Below are 16357 nucleotides of genomic sequence, written 5' to 3'. Positions count from 1 at the left end.
CGGCCGCCGGCGGTGCGTTCGCCGACGACGTGGCCGCGAACATCAACCCGACCGGCGCCCAGGCACTGCTCGACGTCGCTTTCGACCACCCGATCGCGCTGGTCGCCAACGCCTTGGGCACACCGCCGCCACATCTGGTCGAGCGCGCGCACGCGGCCGACATCGTGGTGGCGTCCCTGGTCGGGCAGCCCAAGCACGCCGTGCGGCAGCTCGAAGCCGGCGTCGACGTGCTGATCGCGCAGGGGACCGAAGCGGGCGGGCACACCGGCACGATCGCGACCACCGTCCTAACGCCCGAGATCGTCGACCTCGCCGCCGGCCGCCCGGTTCTGGCCGCCGGCGGTATCGGCAGCGGCCGTCAATTGGCCGCCGCACTGGCCTTGGGCGCGTCCGGGGTGTGGTGCGGTTCGGTGTGGCTCTCGAGCGAAGAGGACATCACGCCGGTCGAGGTGAAGCAGAAGTTCCTCGCCGCCACGAGCGCCGACACCCTGCGGTCGAAGACGCGCACCGGGCAAACCACACGACAGCTGCGGACGAATGGGAAGCCGACGGCGTACGTGAGCTGGAGCCGTTCTTCATCGGCCAGATCGTCGGTTCGTTCACCGGTCTGCGGCCCGCCGGTGACATCGCCCGGCAACTCGTGGCCGATTGCGAGGCCCTGCGGGAGATCGCCGCACTCGTCGAGCAGCCCAGCCGCAGCTGATCCGGGCTGCATGGCCCGAAACCAGCGTGCTGCTGGTGCCCGGAAAAGGACTTGAACCCGACCCGGTCCGTCTAGGCTGAGGGCATGACCGACTCGAGGCGGGGTTCCGGCGAAACGCCGGAGGAGCTGGCAAACGCGTTGCAGGACAAGGCCAGGAGCGCGGCCACGACGGCGTTGCGCACGGGCCTGGCGGACATCGAAGACCGGCACGGCCAGCACGTCGCCGACGAGGTCGCCGCGCTGGTCGACGTGGACGGTGTGTTCGCCGGTCTGAACGACCCGGTCCCGGCTCGCCGGGGACGGTCGCAAAAGGACGACGACGAGCCGTACGAGTTCACGCCGGTGGGCTCGCTGTAGGGGTTACTTCCGCCAGTCGTAGCTCAGCGTGGGCGGCTGGTCGGACCCCTTCGTGACGGTGAGGTGGTCGTTCGGGTGCGCGGCGGCGTACCGGACCATCTCGTCGTACATCCGGTCGCGCATCCCGACGTCCCGCACCTCGATCGTGGCGCGCTGGGCCAGCGGGAGCTGGTCGGCTTTCACGTCCGGGTCGTTGCGGATCGCCAGGTTCCAGAAGTGCTTCTTGTCGGTGCCGTCGGCGCCCTGGCCGTCGTTGGTGAAGTAGACCTGGCCGGTGTCCTTGTTGTAGATCGTCTGGGTCACCTTGATCTGGTCGTCACCCTGGGCGGCGTTGAAGTGGCCGTTGTTGTTCGGCGAATCGCTGGTGTAGAAGCCGACTTCCCCGCCGAACGCGTGGTTCGCGTACTTGCCCTTCCACAGCTCCAGCCGGTACGTCTTCCCGGTCTCGGGGTCGGTGAACTCCATGTTGTCGCCGTCGTCGCCGGTTTCGTCGAGGTCCATCCCGCCGAGCTTCCCGAGCTTGTCGTAGAAGTCCTTCCAGCCCAGGTAGCTCTGCACCGAATGCTCGCCGGTGGTGTAGAAGCCGCCTTCCTCGTTGTACCGGAAACCGAGGTAGTCGTAGATCTTCTGCGCGACCTCGGGGTTCTGCATGATCTTGTTCCAGTCCTGGTCCTTCAGCGCTTTCCACAGTTCCGGGTGCTTCTTCAGCAGCGCGAGGAGGCCGGGTATCTCGCGGCCCAGGATCGCGAAGATCTCGGCGAGGTTCCGCTTCTCGGAGCCCGCGAGCTCCCAGACCTGACCCGTCTTGAACCTCAGCTTCTGGCCCTCGATGAGCAGGATCGCGTCGTAGGTGGTGGTCACCCGCTCCAGGTCGGCCAGCAGGACGAGGGCCTGGGCCTTGACGGCCTTGTCCTGCGCCCAGGCGACGGCGAGGTCGACCTGGCGGATCCCGAAGCCGTGCCACCCGTGGTCGAGCTTCTTCTGGAGGCCCTGGGCGTCGGCGCGCTTGCTCCGGGCGTCCTGCTGGGCCTTCGCCAGCGCGTCGCGGATCGTCTCGAACGACTTGGCCGAGTCCTCGAGGTCCTGGGCCTGGTCATCGCGGTTCTTCTTGAACGCTTCCAGCGATGCGAGCGCCGCTTCGCCGGCGCCACCGTGCCATCCCTCGCTCAGCTGGACACGCACGCTCTCCAGCAGGGCCTTGGTGTCCTTGAGCATTTCCTTGGTGTCCCGGCACGCCCGGGCGCGGTCGTCCAGCTCGGTGGTGCTGCCCTTCTCCACCTGGTCGGCGAGCGCGTAGATCTTGTCGAAGACGCTCACCGGTCGATCCTCTCGAAGGTGCTGTCCAGCGCCTTCAGGAAGGCGTCACGAGCCCCGGAATCGGTGCTGTGGTAGCTCTTCGCGGCCGTCTGGATGCTCTCGACCAGGTTTTCGACCTGCTGCTGCGCGGCGTCCAGGTCGTCCTTGCGCGTCGCCAGCCAGACGTCGTAGTCCCCGGCGAAGCCGGCGGCGCGCGCTGTGCTCCCGACGTTCGGCGATCCGCCGATGGACAGCGTCGGCGACGCGCCCGCACCGAGCTTGGCCGCCGCGGCGTTGATGTCCGCGACGTCGACCTCGAAACCCACCGGAACTCCCTCTCCGCCGTCCGAGTGACAGGCCCCGTCGGCAATGTAACAGTTTGCCGCAGGTCGGAAGCCGAGGTGCCGTTTTCCGTTCCCCGGTCAGTGGCCAGAACCGGACACGTGCACGGATGGTCAGCAGCGACAGCACCTGCAGAGAAGCGACGACGTGCGAATGGTTTCCACGAATTGCGACGGATGGGCATTCGGTCGGCTGTCGGGCTTGCTCACTTGCACGCCTGGCGTGGCCGTCCGGTTGCCTCGCCGTCCTGTGCCGTTTCTCGCAGAATCGGCGCTGCTCAAGGCTTCTAAGCTCGGCTGATGGACCCCTTCGGCGGTTTCGTCAAGCGGCAGTGGGTGTGGTTCGCGCTCCCGACGGCGGTGGTGGCCGTCTTCGCCTTTTCTCCGGATGTGGTGGCGGCTTTCGGGCTGGTTCCCGCCGTTGCCGTCCTGGTCGCGGTGGGGTCCGGCGGCGCGGTCTGGCGCCGGCGGGTGTCGGTCCGGAATCGCGCTGCCGCGAGCGAGGACGGTTTCGGGGGCTGGCTGCCGCCGCCGACCGACCACGACCACGACCGCCGGATCGACTTCGCGGCCGAAACCGGCCGGCTGCGCCGGGTGGCCCGTCGCGCGGCGGCGTTCGTCCTCGTCTGGATGGCACTGGCCGGGGCCGGGGTCGCGGATCTGGTCCTGCTCGACAAGGCCGCCGACGAACTCCTCGCCACCGGCGCGCGGACCACCGGCGAGGTGGTTTCCGTGCGGACGTTCACCCGCGGCGGGATGACGTTCGAGGTGCGCTTCGAGTCGCGGACCGCGAAGATCGTCCGCGACTCGAAGAACTCCTACACCGTCGGCGAGCGGGTCACCGTGATCTACGACCGGGATGATCCGGATCGCGTGCGCACCCCGGTGGAAGAGAACAAGAGCCGGTTCCTCGTGAACCTCGGCTACGTCCTGCTCGTGGCCGGCTCGCTCGGGACGTTGTTCGCCGTCTTGGCCGCGGTGGGCTGGCGGGGCCGCGCCCGCGCGGTCGCGGCCACCGGCTGGCGCAACGCGACGGTCGACATCGTGCGCGTCTCCGCGCGCAACGGCCGCTCACTGAGGCGGCCCCCGCCGGAGATCCACGTCCGCTTCCGCGAGGGCACCGGCATCGTGCTGAAGGCGATGTCTTCGACGCACGGGGCCAATGGGCTGGCAGACTTCACCGACCGGCTGGCGTGGGTGGGCGGCTGGGGACGGCACATGGTCGTCCTCTTCCCGAACGGCCCGAGCCGCCCCGGTCCGTACGCGGTCCCGGCTTTCGCGCTGAACCTGCGCACCGAGGGCGGCGGCCGCCGGTGACCGGCGGCCGCTCGTCTTCCTGTTCTTCCGCGCCGGCACCGTCGTCGCTGGCAGCAGTGAGGCCGACCTCGCAGTAGTTCGCGCGTTTCGGCCTCGTAGCCGGGCTTGCCCATGGTGGCGAACGGGTTGCTGCCAGGCTCAGGAAGGACGCCGTTCGCCGTGTCGACGTCGACGTCGACGTAGAACCCTCGTTGCTTGAAGATTTTCTCCCGGGTCAGGAGGCAGAAGGTGGCTGGAGCGGCTGCTGCCGTTTGCAGGGGCACGTCCGGCTGTGGCGCGCGCTGCTGAACCTGTTCGCGGGCGACCTCGACCAGGCGATCTCCCTTTACCGCGAGGCGATCGAGATCCACGGTGCCATCGGCGACACCGGGCTCGTCCTCACCGCGTCGTTCCAGCTCGCCATGGCCCAGGCCTACGCCGGGCAGTCCGAGGACGCGCTCGAGACCTGCGCGGCCGTCATCGAGCGGGCGTCGGCGGTGGGCGAGCGGTGGAACCGCGCGTACGCGCACTGGGCGTCCGCGATCAGCCACCTGCACCTCGGCCAGGTGGCCGAGGCGCGGGCGGCGATCATCGTGGCGATGCGCATCGAGCAGGACTTCGGGGACGGCGTCTGCACGGCGCTGTGCACCGAGATCAGTTCCCGGGTGGCGGCTTCCGCAGGGCACCTGGTCGACGCCGCGGCGCTGGAAAGGGTGGCCGCGTCGGTCTGGAGCCGCCTGGGTACCTCGCTGCGGGCCTTCGGCCCGCACGCGGCGATCCGCCAGGATTACGCCCAGGTCACCTTGGCCGACGCGGTGAAGATCGGGCTCGACCTCGTCGTCCGCCAGAGCGGGAGAGCGGTGCGGCCCCGGGCCGCGGGCCCCTCGGCACCCGGTTCGTCGTTGACGTCTCGAGAGGCGGAGATCGCGGCGTTGATCGCCCGGGGTCACACCACCAAGGCCTGAGTGACAGCGGCGCACGCCCGTCCGCCGGCGTGACGCCGGTTTCGCCGCTAGAAAAACCCTTCGCGGCCGGCGCCGGGCACGACGCGGTGCCCGAGGTCGGCGCTGATCCGCGCCGCCGTGCGGACTACCAGCGGCACGACTTCCCGGCGCAGCTTCTCCACGTCCGACCGGCCGCTGGAGGTGGACGACGCCAGCGCCGCCACCACCGTGCCGCTCGCGTCGCGCACCGGCGCGGACACCGAAAGCAGGCCCTCTTCCAGTTCCTCGGCGACCAGGGACCAGCCCTGGTCCTGGACGGTCCGTAGCGCCTTCCGGAAGTCGCCTTCATCGATGATCGTCCGCGCGGTGAACCGCGGCAGCCCGGCCTTGACGACCTCGTCCACCAGCGCCGGTGGCGCCCAGGCCAGCAGCACCCGGCCCATCGACGTCGCGTGCGCGGACACCCGCGTGCCGATCGAGACGTTGATGCTCATGATCCGCCGCACCGGAACGCGGGCGACGTAGACGACTTCGGCGCCGTCCAGCGCGGCCAGTGACGCCGATTCGCCGGTTTCCTCGGCCAGGCTCAGCAGCCGCGGCTGGGCGGTCTCGATCATCCCGTGCGACGCCGAGTAGTGCTGCCCGATGCTGAGCACGCGCGGGGTCAGCGACCAGCGCGGGCCGTCGCCGCGGACGTACCCGAGGCGTTGCAGCGTCAGGAGAATCCGCCGCACGGCGGGACGGGACAGGCCGGTCGCGGAGGCCAGCTCGGCGAGCGTCGGGTTCGGACGCTCGGCGTCGAACGCCATCAGCACGGCGAAGCCCCGCTCGATGCTCTGGATGAAGTCGCGGTCGGTCTCCATCGCCCCATCCTTCCGCACCCGCGCCGGGGACCCCGTCTTGACAACGCGGACCCGCCGGGGGACTCTCCCTACAGTGTCCGCATAGCGTTCATAGTGTACGCACAGCGTACAGGAGGTAAGGGCAATGACGCTCGACCCGCGCGAAATCCGGAATGCCTTCGGCCGCTTCGCCACCGGCGTCACGGTCGTGACCTGCCGCAACGACCAGGGCGAGCCGCACGGCGCGGCGGTCAACGCCTTCACCGCCGTCTCCCTGGAGCCGGCCCTGTGCCAGGTGACGCTGACGCGCAAGTCGAAGGCCTGCCGCTACCTCGACGGCGCGCCGTTCGCCGTCAACGTCCTCGCCGCGGACCAGCTCGACACGGCGTGGCACTTCGCCGGCCGCCCGCAGGACCGGGCGCCGGGGTGGGCCGAAGGCGTGGTGGCGCCGGTGCTCACCGGCACCGCGGCCACCATCTCGTGCCGCCCGTGGCGGATCTACGACGGCGGTGACCACCTCATCGTCATCGGCGAGGTCGAGCACCTCGAAACCGGCGACGCCGACCCGTTGCTGTTCTTCGCCGGCGGGTTCCGCGAACTCGGCCCGCGCGGCCACGCCCACTGGTCGGCCTCGGTCGACTGCCCCGACCTCGGCTGGTTCGGCTCGGCGGCCGAATTCGCTCCCCTCACCGCAGCTTCCTGACTCCGCCCGCGAAAAGACCGTTCACCGACGAAGGGTTCACCGATGACCATCCAAGAGCACGACGCGCCCGCGAAGGTGCGCACGACCCGGCCGATGACCGGCGACGAGTACATCGAGTCCATCCGTGACGGCCGCGAGGTGTTCATCTACGGCGACAAGGTCGACGACGTCACGACGCACCCGGCGTTCCGCAACTCGGTCCGGATGACCGCCCGCCTCTACGACGCCCTGCACGACCCGGACCAGCAGTCCGTGCTCACCGCGCCGACCGACACCGGCAGCAGCGGCTTCACCCACCCGTTCTTCCGGACGCCGAGGTCCAAAGAGGACCTCTTCGCCGACCGCGACGCGATCGTCGCGTGGGCGCGGATGACCTACGGCTGGATGGGCCGCAGCCCGGACTACAAGGCCGCCTTCCTCGGCACGCTCGGCGCGAACTCCGACTTCTACGAGCCGTTCGCCGACAACGCCCGGCGCTGGTACGCGGAGTCGCAGGAGAAGGTGCTCTACTGGAACCACGCGATCATCAACCCGCCGGTGGACCGCGACCGCAACCCCGACGACGTCAAGGACCTGTTCATCCACGTCGAGGAGGAGCGCGACGACGGCCTGATCGTCTCCGGCGCCAAGGTCGTCGCGACCGGCTCGGCCATCACGAACTACAACTTCATCGCCCACTACGGCCTGCCGATCAAGAAGCGCGAGTTCGCGCTGGTCTGCACGGTGCCGATGGGCGCGCCCGGGATGAAGCTGATCTGCCGCAACTCCTACTCGAACGTCGCCGATGCGACCGCGAGCCCGTTCGACTACCCGCTCTCGAGCCGGTTCGACGAGAACGACACGATCTTCATCCTCGACAAGGTGAAGATCCCGTGGGAGAACGTCTTCATCTACGGTGACGCGGAGAAGGCGAGCACGTTCTTCCCCGGCTCCGGTTTCCTGCACCGCTTCACCTTCCACGGCGTCGCGCGACTGGCCGTCAAGCTCGACTTCATCGCCGGCCTGCTGATGAAGGGCGTGGAAGTCACCGGCACCAAGGACTTCCGCGGCATCCAGACCCGCGTCGGCGAGGTCATCGGCTGGCGCAACCTGTTCTGGGCGCTCTCGGACGCGATGGCCGCCAACCCGGACGAGTGGAAGAACGGCGCCGTGCTGCCGCACCTGGACTACGGCCTCGCCTACCGCTGGTTCATGACGCTCGGCTACCCGCGCATCCGCGAGATCATCATGCAGGACCTGGGATCCGCGCTGATCTACCTGCCGTCCTCGGCGAAGGACTTCAAGTCGCCGGAGATCCGGCCCTACCTCGACCAGTACGTCCGCGGCTCCAACGGGTACGACTCCGTCGAGCGCGTGAAGCTGATGAAGCTGATCTGGGACTCGATCGGCAGCGAGTTCGGCGGCCGCCACGAGCTCTACGAGCGCAACTACTCCGGCAACCACGAGGGCGTGCGCGCCGAGCTGCTGTTCGCCGCCCAGCAGTCCGGCTCGGCCGAGGCGATGAAGGGCTTCGCCGAGCAGTGCATGGCCGAGTACGACCTCGACGACTGGACCGTCCCCGACCTCTACAACCCCGGCGCCACCTCCCTTTCCCCGCTGACGAAGGACCCGCCATGACCACCACCGAACACCCCACGCCCACCGCGGCGGGCTCGGGCAGCTCCGCCAGCGCGGCCTTCCGCGCGGCCGGCCGCACCACGCGGGACGTGCCGCCCGAGCGTGTCGACGAGGTCGCCCGCGCCGTGCTGCACGGTGTCCACCAAGCGATCCGCGAGCACGACGTCACCTACCCGGAGTTCCAGGCCGCGAAGCAGTGGCTGATGGACGTCGGCGAGGGCGGCGAATGGCCGCTGTTCCTGGACGTCTTCGTCGAGCACGTCGTCGAGGAGGTCGCCGCGCGGACCCAGGACGGGACCAAGGGCAGCATCCAGGGCCCGTACTACCTGCCGGGCCAGGAGAAGCTGCCGTGGCAGGCGGCACTGCCGATGCGCACCGACGAGAAGGGCACCCCGCTGGTCTTCGCCGGGCGGGTCCGCGACGTCGAGGGCAATCCGGTCGCCGCGGCGGAGCTGGACATCTGGCACGCCGACGACGACGGCTACTACTCGGGCTTCGCGCCCGACATCCCGGACGGCAACCTGCGCGGTGTCGTCGTCAGCGACGGGCAGGGCCGGTTCGAGATCACGACCGTCCAGCCGGCGCCGTACCAGATCCCGACCGACGGCCCGACCGGCAAGCTCGTCGCCGCCGCGGGCTGGCACGCCTGGCGGCCCGCGCACCTGCACCTCATGGTGCGTGCGCCCGGCCACCGCACGATCACCACGCAGCTGTACTTCCAGGGCGGTGAGTGGCTCGACAGTGACGTCGCCGAAGCCACCAAGCCGGAGCTCGTGCTCGACCCGCGGCCGCAGGAGGACGCCCGGCTGCGCGCGACCTACGACTTCGTGCTCGAACGCGCCTGACGCACCGGCCGGCCGGGCCTCGCACGGCCCGGCCGGCCCCTTCCCCGGAACGAGGAGACATGACCGACCTGGCGATCGAGCGCGTCGAAACCGTGCTGCTCGACGTGCCCTTGCGCCGACCGCACCGCTTCGCCCGCACCGGCATGGCCGCGCAGCCGGTGCTGCTGGTGTTCGTGCACACCCGCGGCGGCGTCATCGGCGTCGGCGAGGGGGTGGTCCCGGGCGGCCCGTGGTGGGGTGGCGAGTCGGTGGAGACCATGCAGCTGGTGGTCGAGCGTTACTTCACGCCGGTCCTGCTGGGCCGGAGCGTCGACGACATCGCGGGGATCTTGCGCGATCTCTCGGACGTCGTCGCGGCCAACCTCTACGCCAAGGCCGCCGTCGAGGTGGCCCTGCACGACGCGTGGGCCCGTGCGCTCGGCGTGCCGGTCCACACGCTGCTGGGCGGTCTCGCCCGGCGGTCGGTGCCGGTGACCTGGGCGCTGGGCACCGAACCGGCGCCGGTGGTCGCCGACGAAGCCCTCACGAAGCTTGACACCGGGCACCGCAGCTTCAAGCTCAAGATGGGCGCCCTCGACCCCGCGGAGGATGTGTCGCGGGTGTGCGCGGTGGCGGAAAAGCTCGTCGGCGTGGCGAGCGTGCGGGTGGACCTCAACGCGCGCTGGGACCTGCTGACGTCGTTGCGGTACCTGCCGCGGCTGGTCGACGCCGGCGTCGACCTCATCGAACAACCGGTGCCGGGCGCCGAGGTCGAAGCGCTGGCCGAGATCAACCGCGCGCTGCCGATCCCGGTGATGGCCGACGAAAGCCTCCGCACCCCGGGCGACGCGCTCCGGCTGGCCCAGGCCCGCGCGGCCGATGTCTTCTCGCTCAAGACGACGAAGTCCGGCGGCCTGCGGGCGACGCGGGCGATCGCGGAGGTCGCCGCCGCGGCCGGGATCCCGTGTCACGCCGGGACGTCCATCGAAAGCCCCGTCGGGACGGCGGCGACGCTGCACCTCGCGTGCACCGCGCCGGCGGTGACGTGGGGGAGCGAGCTGTTCGGGCCGCTGCTGATGAGCGAAGAGCTGCTGGCAACGCCGTTGCGTTACGCCGGCGGCGAGCTGCACCTGCCGGACGGCCCAGGGTTGGGCGTCGACCTCGACCTGGCGGCGGTGCGCCGGCTGGAAAGGCGCTGAGATGCTGTTCCACGTGCGGATGGACGTCTCGATCCCGGCCGGGCTCGACGTCACCGACCGGATCGCCGCGGAAAAGGCCCGCGCGCTGGAGCTCCAGCGCGCGGGCGTGTGGGTGCACCTTTGGCGGATCGTGGGGCGCTACAGCAACTTCAGCGTCTTCGACGTGGCCTCCAACGACGAGTTGCACGGCATCCTCTCGACGTTGCCGCTGTACCCGTTCATGAAGATCGAGGTCACGCCGCTGGCCACGCACCCTTCGGATCTGGCCGCAGCGGATGGTCAGGAGCGGTAGTCGCGGCTGAGCAGGCCCAGGACATCGGCGTAGCGGCCTCCGCCTCGGCATTGCGCTGCCACGGACCCCTGCTGGTTCGGCTGGGCCGCGTACGCGTCGGCGTTGCCGTGGGCGCGCCGCTGAATGGTCAACCGGCTGCCGGCCGCGCCGGACGGAGGATCCGGACGGCCACGGCGAGCAGGAGCGCGGCGGCGCCGACGACGAGCAGGGCCGTGGAGAGGCCGCCGGCGGCCGCGGCCAGGGCGAGCACGACGAGCGGGCTGGCGAACTGGCCGACGAACAGGGCCGATGTCCAGATACCCGTACCCCGGCCGCGCTGGGCGAACGTCAGGCTCCCGAGCGCCCAGGTGAGCAGTGCGGGCAGCATCAGCCCGTTGCCGAGGCCGGTCACGACGGCGCCGATGACCACTACCGGGACCGAGGTGGCCAGGGCGAGGACGAGGATGCCGAGTCCGCAAAGGACGAACGCCGCGGGGATGGTGACGGCGGGACCCGGCTTCGCGAGGCGGGGGAACAGAAACGCCGCGACGGCCGTGGCCAGTGACCCGACCGCGCTGACGAGCCCGACGGTCGCGGTGGCGGTGACGCCGATGCCGTCGAGCACATAGGACAGTTCGACGATGAGGACGTAGAACACGAGCCCGCCGGCCAGGGTGACTCCGACCGGCGCCAGGAAGCCGCGCCACGGCAGGGGCGGGAGCTTCTCGCGGCTGCGGGTCTGCGGCGGCTGCCAGATGACTCGCGCGGCGACGAAAGCGAGCGGCAGGCTGATGGCGTAGAGCCAGAACGGCGTGCGCCAGCCCCACGAGCCGAGCAGGCCGCCGACGGCGAAGAAAATCGTTGCGGCGACCGTGGTGTAGACGGTCTGGAGGCCGAAGTAACGTTCGCGCCGGGGCCCGTGGAAGTAGTCGGCGAGCAAGGTCGTGCAGCACGTCATGATGGCGGCTTCGGTGAGGCCGACCAGCACCCGGCTCGCGACGATCAGTGGCAGGGACGACAGCCACAGCGGCGCGGTCCCGACGAACGCGTACACGACGAGCGCGCCGACGAGCAGCCGTTTGCGGCCGAGGCGGTCGACGACCCGGCCGGCGATCGACGCGGTGAGCCCGATGACCAGCGCCGGAACGGTCAGCACGATCGGGGTGAGCGTCGTGACGCCCGGAGTGAGAGCGAACGCGTCCTGGATGCGGGGCAGGACCGGGGCGAGCAGCACCGCGCCGAGCACCGAGAGGCAGCTGGCGAGCAGCAGCACGACAGCCTGGGCGGGGCCGGCCTGCCGTCCGGTGGCGGGGTCCACGGCGAGCGGGGGAGCGGAGACGGACTGGTCGGACACGGGCAGCTCCGGGAGGCACCGAGCCGGTCTTCGGCGACCGGCGTGTGCGTCGAAGTGTCAGGCCCGGTCCGGCCGAACGGAAATCACTTCTGCCGAAGCGGCGCATCGACGCCGTCGATGCCGATCACCGCCGTCACCGCCCGCGCTACGACGTTCCGCAGGTAGCGGTGCTCGGGGTCGTCGTCGTACATCGGGTGCCACCACATGGCTTCCACCAGCGGAGCGGCCTCGAACGGGCACGGCAGGGCGCGCACGCCGAGCGCGTCGGGGATCCCGGCTGCCAGCCGCCGCTGGAGCAGCGCGACGCGGCTCGTGCCCGCGACAAGTCCCGGTACGGTCAGGAACGTCTCGGTCACCACCTGGACGTGCGGCTCGATCCCGAGCATGCGCATCTGCCGCGCGGCGGGCGTGGACGCGGTGGGCCCGTGGTAGGTGACGACCCACGGCATCGTCTCCAGCTGGCCGGCGGTCAGCGACTCCCCGACGTCGGCGTTGTCCGCGGCGACCAGGCACACCCACTCGTCGCGGTAGAGGTCCTCGTGCGGCAGGTCGTCGACGAACCCGTGCGGGATCACCAGCAGGTCGGTGTGGACGAGCTCGTGGACGGCCGCGTCGACCATTTTCGGGGTGTTCGCGGTGAACCGCAGCCGGGTGCCGGGTGCTTCCTCGGCGAGCCGGGCCGCGATCCCGGGCCCGAGGACGGCGACCGCGTAGTCGCTCATCAGCATCGAGAACTCCCGGGTGGACGACGCGGGGTCGAAGTCCGGTTCCGCGGCGAAGACCCGCTCGGCGCCGGACAGGGCGACCCGCACGCGTTCCTTGAGCTGCACGGCGAGCGGCGTGAGCCGGTACTGGTTCCCGGCCCTGGTCAGCAGGTCGTCGTGGAAGTGCCGGCGCAACCGGCCCAGCTGCGCGGACACGGCAGGCTGGCTGAGCCCCATCCGCTCGGCCGCGCGCGTCACGCTGCGCTCCTGCAGCAGCGCGTCCAGCGCCACCAGCAGATTCAGGTCCAGGCGTGCGAGGTTCACAGCGGACTACGGTATCAATGCAGCTGATACCGCGCATCAACGACTTCGGCTTCCACGATACCCGAGGGTGCGATCGCCAGCCGGCGATGCTGCCCATGCCGGCGGCGACGGGGGTGAGGGTGGCGGATCGATTCCGGGCGCATCTGACTCGGAATGGCTCGATGATCTCCGTTAGCAGGTATGGCTGTCCCCGGCAATAGGGCTCCGTCCCAAGCGGGGAGACCGGTCAGCCGGATAAGGTTGATCCTCTCGGGCCGGAATCCTGACGACGTCAGAACATCGGATTCTAGCGAGGAATTCTCACCATGGCGAAATCCCAGCAACAATCACGTCGTGCCCTCAGGCGGGGCGTCGCCGTCATAACGGGAATGGCGGTGTGCGGTCTCGTCGCAGCGGGCGCGACTGTCCCGTCTTTTGCCGGCGGCCGGCCCGATCCCGGGACGCGGCCGGGCGATGGTGTGCAGAAAGCCCTGAACGGATTGGTGCGCACCGACGGCTTCCCCGCCGCCCTCGCGTCGGTCACCGGACGCGACGGCCGCGTCCACGACTACGTCGCCGGTGTCGGCGATCTGGCGACGAAATCGGCGGTTCCGGTCAACGGCCAGATCCGCGCTGCCAGCAATACCAAGACGTTCGTCGCGACGGTCGTCCTGCAACTCGTCGCCGAGGGGAAGGTGCGTCTCGACGAGCCGGTCGGAACCTACTTGCCGGGTATCGTCCGCGGCGAGAAGATCGACGGCAACGCCATCACCGTGCGCCAGCTGCTCCAGCACACCAGTGGTCTGTCCGACTACTTCGACGAGATCTTCACCGACTACCTCGATTTCCAGCACCGGTACGTCGAGCCGAGGGAGCTGGTCGACCTGGGCCTGGGCAAGCCCGCGTTGTTCGCACCCGGCACGGCCTGGTCCTACAGCAACACCAACTACGTCGTGCTGGGATTGGTGGTGCAGAAGGTCACCGGACGCCCGATCGGTGCGGAGATCACCCATCGGATCATCGATCGGATCGGGCTGCGCGACACCTACTGGCCCGCGCTCGGCGAACAGGACCTCCGCAAGGCGCACCCGCACGGGTACTTCGCCGCGGCCCCCGGTGCTCCGCTCATCGACGTCACCGAAATGGATCCTTCGGTGGGCTGGGCCGCCGGCCAGGTGGTCTCGACTCCTCGCGACCTCAACGAGTTCTTCGTCGCTCTGCTCGGCGGTGACCTGCTCGGACCGGCGCAGCTGGCGGAAATGACGAAGACGGTCCCGGTCCCCGGTCCCAGCGTCCGCGACGACGAGCGCTACGGCCTCGGGCTGTTCACGTTCACGCTGAGCTGTGGCGTGGAGGTCTTGGGGCACGGCGGTGACGCGCCCGGCTACGAGACCCGCAACGCGGTGACGAAGGACGGCCGGGCGGCCACGGTCGCGGTGACATCGCTGCCGGCCGGGGGCGACCCGGCCAAGCACGTGGTGGAGGCCGTCGACGCCGCGCTCTGCGGGTGACCGGCGAGCGTACGACGTCCTGCGAGTGACTGAGGCCCGGACACGTCACCGTTTCCGGGCCTCAGTCGGTGAAGGGCTGCTCGAGGTAGGCGAGGACGGCGAGAACGCGGCGGTGGTGGTCCTCGGAAAGCCCCAGTCCGAGCTTGGTGAAGATGGTGCTGATGTGCTTGCTCACCGTCTTCTCGGTGATGTGCGATCGCGCCGCGATCGCGGCGTTGGAGCTGCCCTCGGCCATCAGAGCCAGGACCTCGTGTTCGCGTGGACTCAGCGTACGCAGTGTCGCGTCGGTGGCGCGGTGAGCGATGAGGGCGTTGACCACCTCGGGGTCCATCACCGTGCTGCCGGCGGCGACCTGGCGGACGTTGGTGACGAACTGGCCGACATCCATGACCCGGTCCTTGAGCAGGTAGCCCACCGCGCCCGCGCGGTCGGACATGAGCTCTCGGGCGTAGAGCTGCTCGACGTACTGCGACAGCACCACGATCGGCAGTCCCGGGATTTGCTTGCGGACGGCGATGGCGGCACGCAGCCCTTCGTCGGTGAAGGTCGGGGGGAGCCGGACGTCCACGATGGCGACGTCGGGGCGAAGGGTCGTCAGTGCCCGAGTCAGCGACGGACCGTTGTCGACGGCCGCGATGACGTCGAAACCGGTGGTTCGGAGGATTCGGATGAGACCTTCGCGCAGTAGGGCGAGGTCTTCGGCTACGACGACGCGCACGGCAACGACATCCTTATCTCAGTGGGGCCGCCCGGCGGGCTGTCGATGGTCAGGGTGCCGTCGAAGGCGGCCAGCCGGCGCGCGACGCCACGCAGGCCGGTCCCGTTCTCGGGCGAGGCGCCGCCGCGTCCGTCGTCGGTTACCCGCATCGTGAGGTCTCCGGTGCCGCCGAGGGTCACGGTGATCCGGATGTGCTGGGCGCCGGCGTGCTTGATGGCGTTGGTGAGGGCTTCGGAGACGGCGAAGTAGGCGGCGGACTCGGCCGGTGCGGGCAGCCGTCCGGGGAGGTGTGCCACCACTGTGGTCGGGATCGGGGAGATCAGCGCGAGGGCTTGCAGAGCGCCGTCGAGGCCGCGGTCGGCCAGCACCGGCGGGTGGATGCCGCGAACCAGGTCGCGCAGTTCGGCCAAGGCGGCGGACGTCGATGCGCGCGCGTCGGCCAGGAGCTGCCGGGCGGCCTGCGGGTCCTCGGCCAGAAGTTGTTCGGCCAGGCCGAGGTGCATGCCCAGGGACGCCAGCCTGGCTTGGGCGCCGTCGTGCAGGTCCCGTTCGATCCGGCGTAGTTCGCCGGCTTGGGTGTCGACCGTTTCGGCGCGGGAAGTCGCGAGTTGTTCGACCCGGGCGCGCAGCCGCGCTTGCTCGGTCGGGCCGAGGAACAGCCGGATCACGCGGGCGTTGAGATTCGCCAGCCGCGTCGCGGTGAGGTACCAGAGCAGCCACAACACCGGACCGAGTGGCACCAGGGCGAGTGATTGCGTGACGCTGTGCAGACGGAAGGCCTCCCCGAGTGGGGTGCGGAACACCTGAGGCGGGGTCAGCAGGTACACGAGCGGGTACAGCAGGTAGAAGAACCCGCCGGCCAAGAAGAACACGGACAGCCCGGCGGTGAGCCAGCTGGTGACCGCGTTGACGGTCAGCCAGGCCCAGTCCCGCCAGGTGGCCGGGTCGCGCAGGATCGTCCACAGCCGGGCCGGCCACCCGCCCTCCGGTGCCGGCAGGTAAGGCCGGGGGATCGACGCACCGAGCTGCCGGCCGGCCCACTGCCGATGCAGCTCCGCCAGCCAGCGGACCAGCGCTGTCGACAACAGCAGCAGTGGAACCCCGACACCGAGGGCGACCAGCGGCACCGAGGTGATCCAGAGCGTGGCCAGGGCTGTCCCCACGAGTGAGCCCGCCAGCAGCATCGCGGACCACCCTGTCGTGTGCAGCCGCGAAGCCGGCGCGGAGCGCGCCGGCGGCGGCGCTCCGCCGGGTAGTGGAGATCCGCGGAAATCGGTCATGACACTCCAGCTTCGTCCATCGGCGCTCCGAACGGGCGATTCGTGAGCAACGGGCCGGACCACGATGATGACCGGTCGGCCGGTGCCGGCGCGG

The 16357-nt window shown here is 70.2% G+C and carries 17 protein-coding genes; 10 read left to right on the top strand and 7 right to left on the bottom strand.

What is annotated here, in order from left to right:
- Positions 1-29 precede the first annotated feature (29 nt).
- Together ACZ7PG_RS30440 and ACZ7PG_RS30435 are read left to right on the top strand one after the other, a co-directional pair.
- Positions 30-758 (top strand): nitronate monooxygenase, encoded by a 729-nt coding sequence (locus ACZ7PG_RS30440; RefSeq protein WP_470242557.1) that lies wholly within the window; start codon positions 30-32, stop codon positions 756-758.
- Between the two features lie 29 nt (positions 759-787).
- A complete protein-coding gene (locus tag ACZ7PG_RS30435; protein WP_470242556.1) occupies positions 788-1060 on the top strand; it encodes a hypothetical protein in 273 nt (90 codons plus the stop codon).
- 3 nt (positions 1061-1063) lie between these two features.
- Here the strand turns inward: ACZ7PG_RS30435 and ACZ7PG_RS30430 are convergent, their stop codons facing one another.
- Both ACZ7PG_RS30430 and ACZ7PG_RS30425 read right to left on the bottom strand, forming a co-directional pair.
- Positions 1064-2377 (bottom strand): DUF4474 domain-containing protein, encoded by a 1314-nt coding sequence (locus tag ACZ7PG_RS30430; RefSeq protein ID WP_470242555.1) that lies wholly within the window; start codon positions 2375-2377, stop codon positions 1064-1066.
- Positions 2374-2682 carry a hypothetical protein gene (locus tag ACZ7PG_RS30425; RefSeq protein ID WP_470242554.1) on the bottom strand — a complete coding sequence of 103 codons (309 nt, stop codon included), beginning with the start codon at positions 2680-2682 and terminating at the stop codon, positions 2374-2376. The genes ACZ7PG_RS30430 and ACZ7PG_RS30425 overlap by 4 nt, the downstream gene beginning before the upstream one ends.
- A 315-nt stretch (positions 2683-2997) precedes the next feature.
- On the opposite strand from ACZ7PG_RS30425, the gene ACZ7PG_RS30420 reads away from it, so the two are divergent.
- On the top strand, positions 2998-4014 hold the full coding sequence (locus ACZ7PG_RS30420; protein WP_470242553.1) for a DUF3592 domain-containing protein: 1017 nt from the start codon (positions 2998-3000) through the stop codon (positions 4012-4014).
- Between the two features lie 251 nt (positions 4015-4265).
- Positions 4266-4958 carry a tetratricopeptide repeat protein gene (locus ACZ7PG_RS30415; protein WP_470242552.1) on the top strand — a complete coding sequence of 231 codons (693 nt, stop codon included), beginning with the start codon at positions 4266-4268 and terminating at the stop codon, positions 4956-4958.
- Between the two features lie 47 nt (positions 4959-5005).
- Here ACZ7PG_RS30415 and ACZ7PG_RS30410 read toward each other — a convergent pair whose 3' ends face one another.
- Positions 5006-5800 (bottom strand): IclR family transcriptional regulator domain-containing protein, encoded by a 795-nt coding sequence (locus ACZ7PG_RS30410; protein WP_470242551.1) that lies wholly within the window; start codon positions 5798-5800, stop codon positions 5006-5008.
- A 124-nt stretch (positions 5801-5924) separates the two neighbouring features.
- On the opposite strand from ACZ7PG_RS30410, the gene ACZ7PG_RS30405 reads away from it, so the two are divergent.
- The 5 genes from ACZ7PG_RS30405 to ACZ7PG_RS30385 are packed head-to-tail and all read left to right on the top strand — an operon-like array spanning position 5925 to position 10414.
- A complete protein-coding gene (locus ACZ7PG_RS30405) occupies positions 5925-6482 on the top strand; it encodes a flavin reductase family protein (RefSeq protein WP_470242550.1) in 558 nt (185 codons plus the stop codon).
- Positions 6483-6524: 42 nt separating this feature from the next.
- Positions 6525-8099: a 4-hydroxyphenylacetate 3-hydroxylase family protein gene (locus tag ACZ7PG_RS30400; RefSeq protein ID WP_470242549.1), complete on the top strand. Its 1575-nt coding sequence runs from the start codon at positions 6525-6527 to the stop codon at positions 8097-8099.
- Positions 8096-8944 carry a catechol 1,2-dioxygenase gene (gene catA, locus ACZ7PG_RS30395; RefSeq protein ID WP_470242548.1) on the top strand — a complete coding sequence of 283 codons (849 nt, stop codon included), beginning with the start codon at positions 8096-8098 and terminating at the stop codon, positions 8942-8944. Before ACZ7PG_RS30400 ends, catA begins: the two co-directional genes overlap by 4 nt.
- 59 nt (positions 8945-9003) lie before the next feature.
- On the top strand, positions 9004-10122 hold the full coding sequence (locus tag ACZ7PG_RS30390; protein ID WP_470242547.1) for a muconate/chloromuconate family cycloisomerase: 1119 nt from the start codon (positions 9004-9006) through the stop codon (positions 10120-10122).
- A gap of 1 nt (position 10123) precedes the next feature.
- On the top strand, positions 10124-10414 hold the full coding sequence (locus ACZ7PG_RS30385) for a muconolactone Delta-isomerase (RefSeq protein ID WP_470242546.1): 291 nt from the start codon (positions 10124-10126) through the stop codon (positions 10412-10414).
- 127 nt (positions 10415-10541) lie between these two features.
- On the opposite strand, the gene ACZ7PG_RS30380 is transcribed toward ACZ7PG_RS30385, so the two are convergent.
- Together ACZ7PG_RS30380 and ACZ7PG_RS30375 are read right to left on the bottom strand one after the other, a co-directional pair.
- Entirely contained in the window at positions 10542-11747 is a 1206-nt protein-coding gene (locus ACZ7PG_RS30380; protein ID WP_470242545.1) for an MFS transporter, read from the bottom strand.
- Between the two features lie 83 nt (positions 11748-11830).
- Complete coding sequence (locus ACZ7PG_RS30375) at positions 11831-12775, bottom strand: LysR family transcriptional regulator (RefSeq protein ID WP_470242544.1); 945 nt, start codon at positions 12773-12775, stop codon at positions 11831-11833.
- A gap of 458 nt (positions 12776-13233) precedes the next feature.
- Here ACZ7PG_RS30375 and ACZ7PG_RS30370 point away from each other — a divergent pair, with 458 nt between their 5' ends.
- The gene (locus ACZ7PG_RS30370; RefSeq protein ID WP_470242543.1) at positions 13234-14265 is read left to right on the top strand and encodes a serine hydrolase domain-containing protein; all 1032 of its coding nucleotides are present in this window, start codon (positions 13234-13236) and stop codon (positions 14263-14265) included.
- Between the two features lie 61 nt (positions 14266-14326).
- Here the strand turns inward: ACZ7PG_RS30370 and ACZ7PG_RS30365 are convergent, their stop codons facing one another.
- Together ACZ7PG_RS30365 and ACZ7PG_RS30360 are read right to left on the bottom strand one after the other, a co-directional pair.
- The gene (locus ACZ7PG_RS30365) at positions 14327-14983 is read right to left on the bottom strand and encodes a response regulator transcription factor (RefSeq protein ID WP_470242542.1); all 657 of its coding nucleotides are present in this window, start codon (positions 14981-14983) and stop codon (positions 14327-14329) included.
- A complete protein-coding gene (locus ACZ7PG_RS30360) occupies positions 14968-16263 on the bottom strand; it encodes a sensor histidine kinase (protein ID WP_470242541.1) in 1296 nt (431 codons plus the stop codon). Before ACZ7PG_RS30360 ends, ACZ7PG_RS30365 begins: the two co-directional genes overlap by 16 nt.
- Positions 16264-16357 lie beyond the last annotated feature (94 nt).

It is taken from the genome of Amycolatopsis sp. NPDC114504, from assembly GCF_055633595.1.
This window is presented reverse-complemented; position numbering and strand designations above follow the sequence as displayed.

Excerpts from the sequence above, each read along its gene's own strand:
- ACZ7PG_RS30435 (WP_470242556.1), top strand. The coding sequence starts at position 788 with ATGACCGACTCGAGGCGGGGTTCCGGCGAAACGCCGGAGGAGCTGGCA.
- ACZ7PG_RS30420 (WP_470242553.1), top strand. The coding sequence starts at position 2,998 with ATGGACCCCTTCGGCGGTTTCGTCAAGCGGCAGTGGGTGTGGTTCGCG.
- ACZ7PG_RS30410 (WP_470242551.1), bottom strand. The coding sequence starts at position 5,800 with ATGGAGACCGACCGCGACTTCATCCAGAGCATCGAGCGGGGCTTCGCC.
- ACZ7PG_RS30405 (WP_470242550.1), top strand. The coding sequence starts at position 5,925 with ATGACGCTCGACCCGCGCGAAATCCGGAATGCCTTCGGCCGCTTCGCC.
- ACZ7PG_RS30400 (WP_470242549.1), top strand. The coding sequence starts at position 6,525 with ATGACCATCCAAGAGCACGACGCGCCCGCGAAGGTGCGCACGACCCGG.
- catA (WP_470242548.1), top strand. The coding sequence starts at position 8,096 with ATGACCACCACCGAACACCCCACGCCCACCGCGGCGGGCTCGGGCAGC.
- ACZ7PG_RS30390 (WP_470242547.1), top strand. The coding sequence starts at position 9,004 with ATGACCGACCTGGCGATCGAGCGCGTCGAAACCGTGCTGCTCGACGTG.
- ACZ7PG_RS30385 (WP_470242546.1), top strand. The coding sequence starts at position 10,124 with ATGCTGTTCCACGTGCGGATGGACGTCTCGATCCCGGCCGGGCTCGAC.
- ACZ7PG_RS30360 (WP_470242541.1), bottom strand. The coding sequence starts at position 16,263 with ATGACCGATTTCCGCGGATCTCCACTACCCGGCGGAGCGCCGCCGCCG.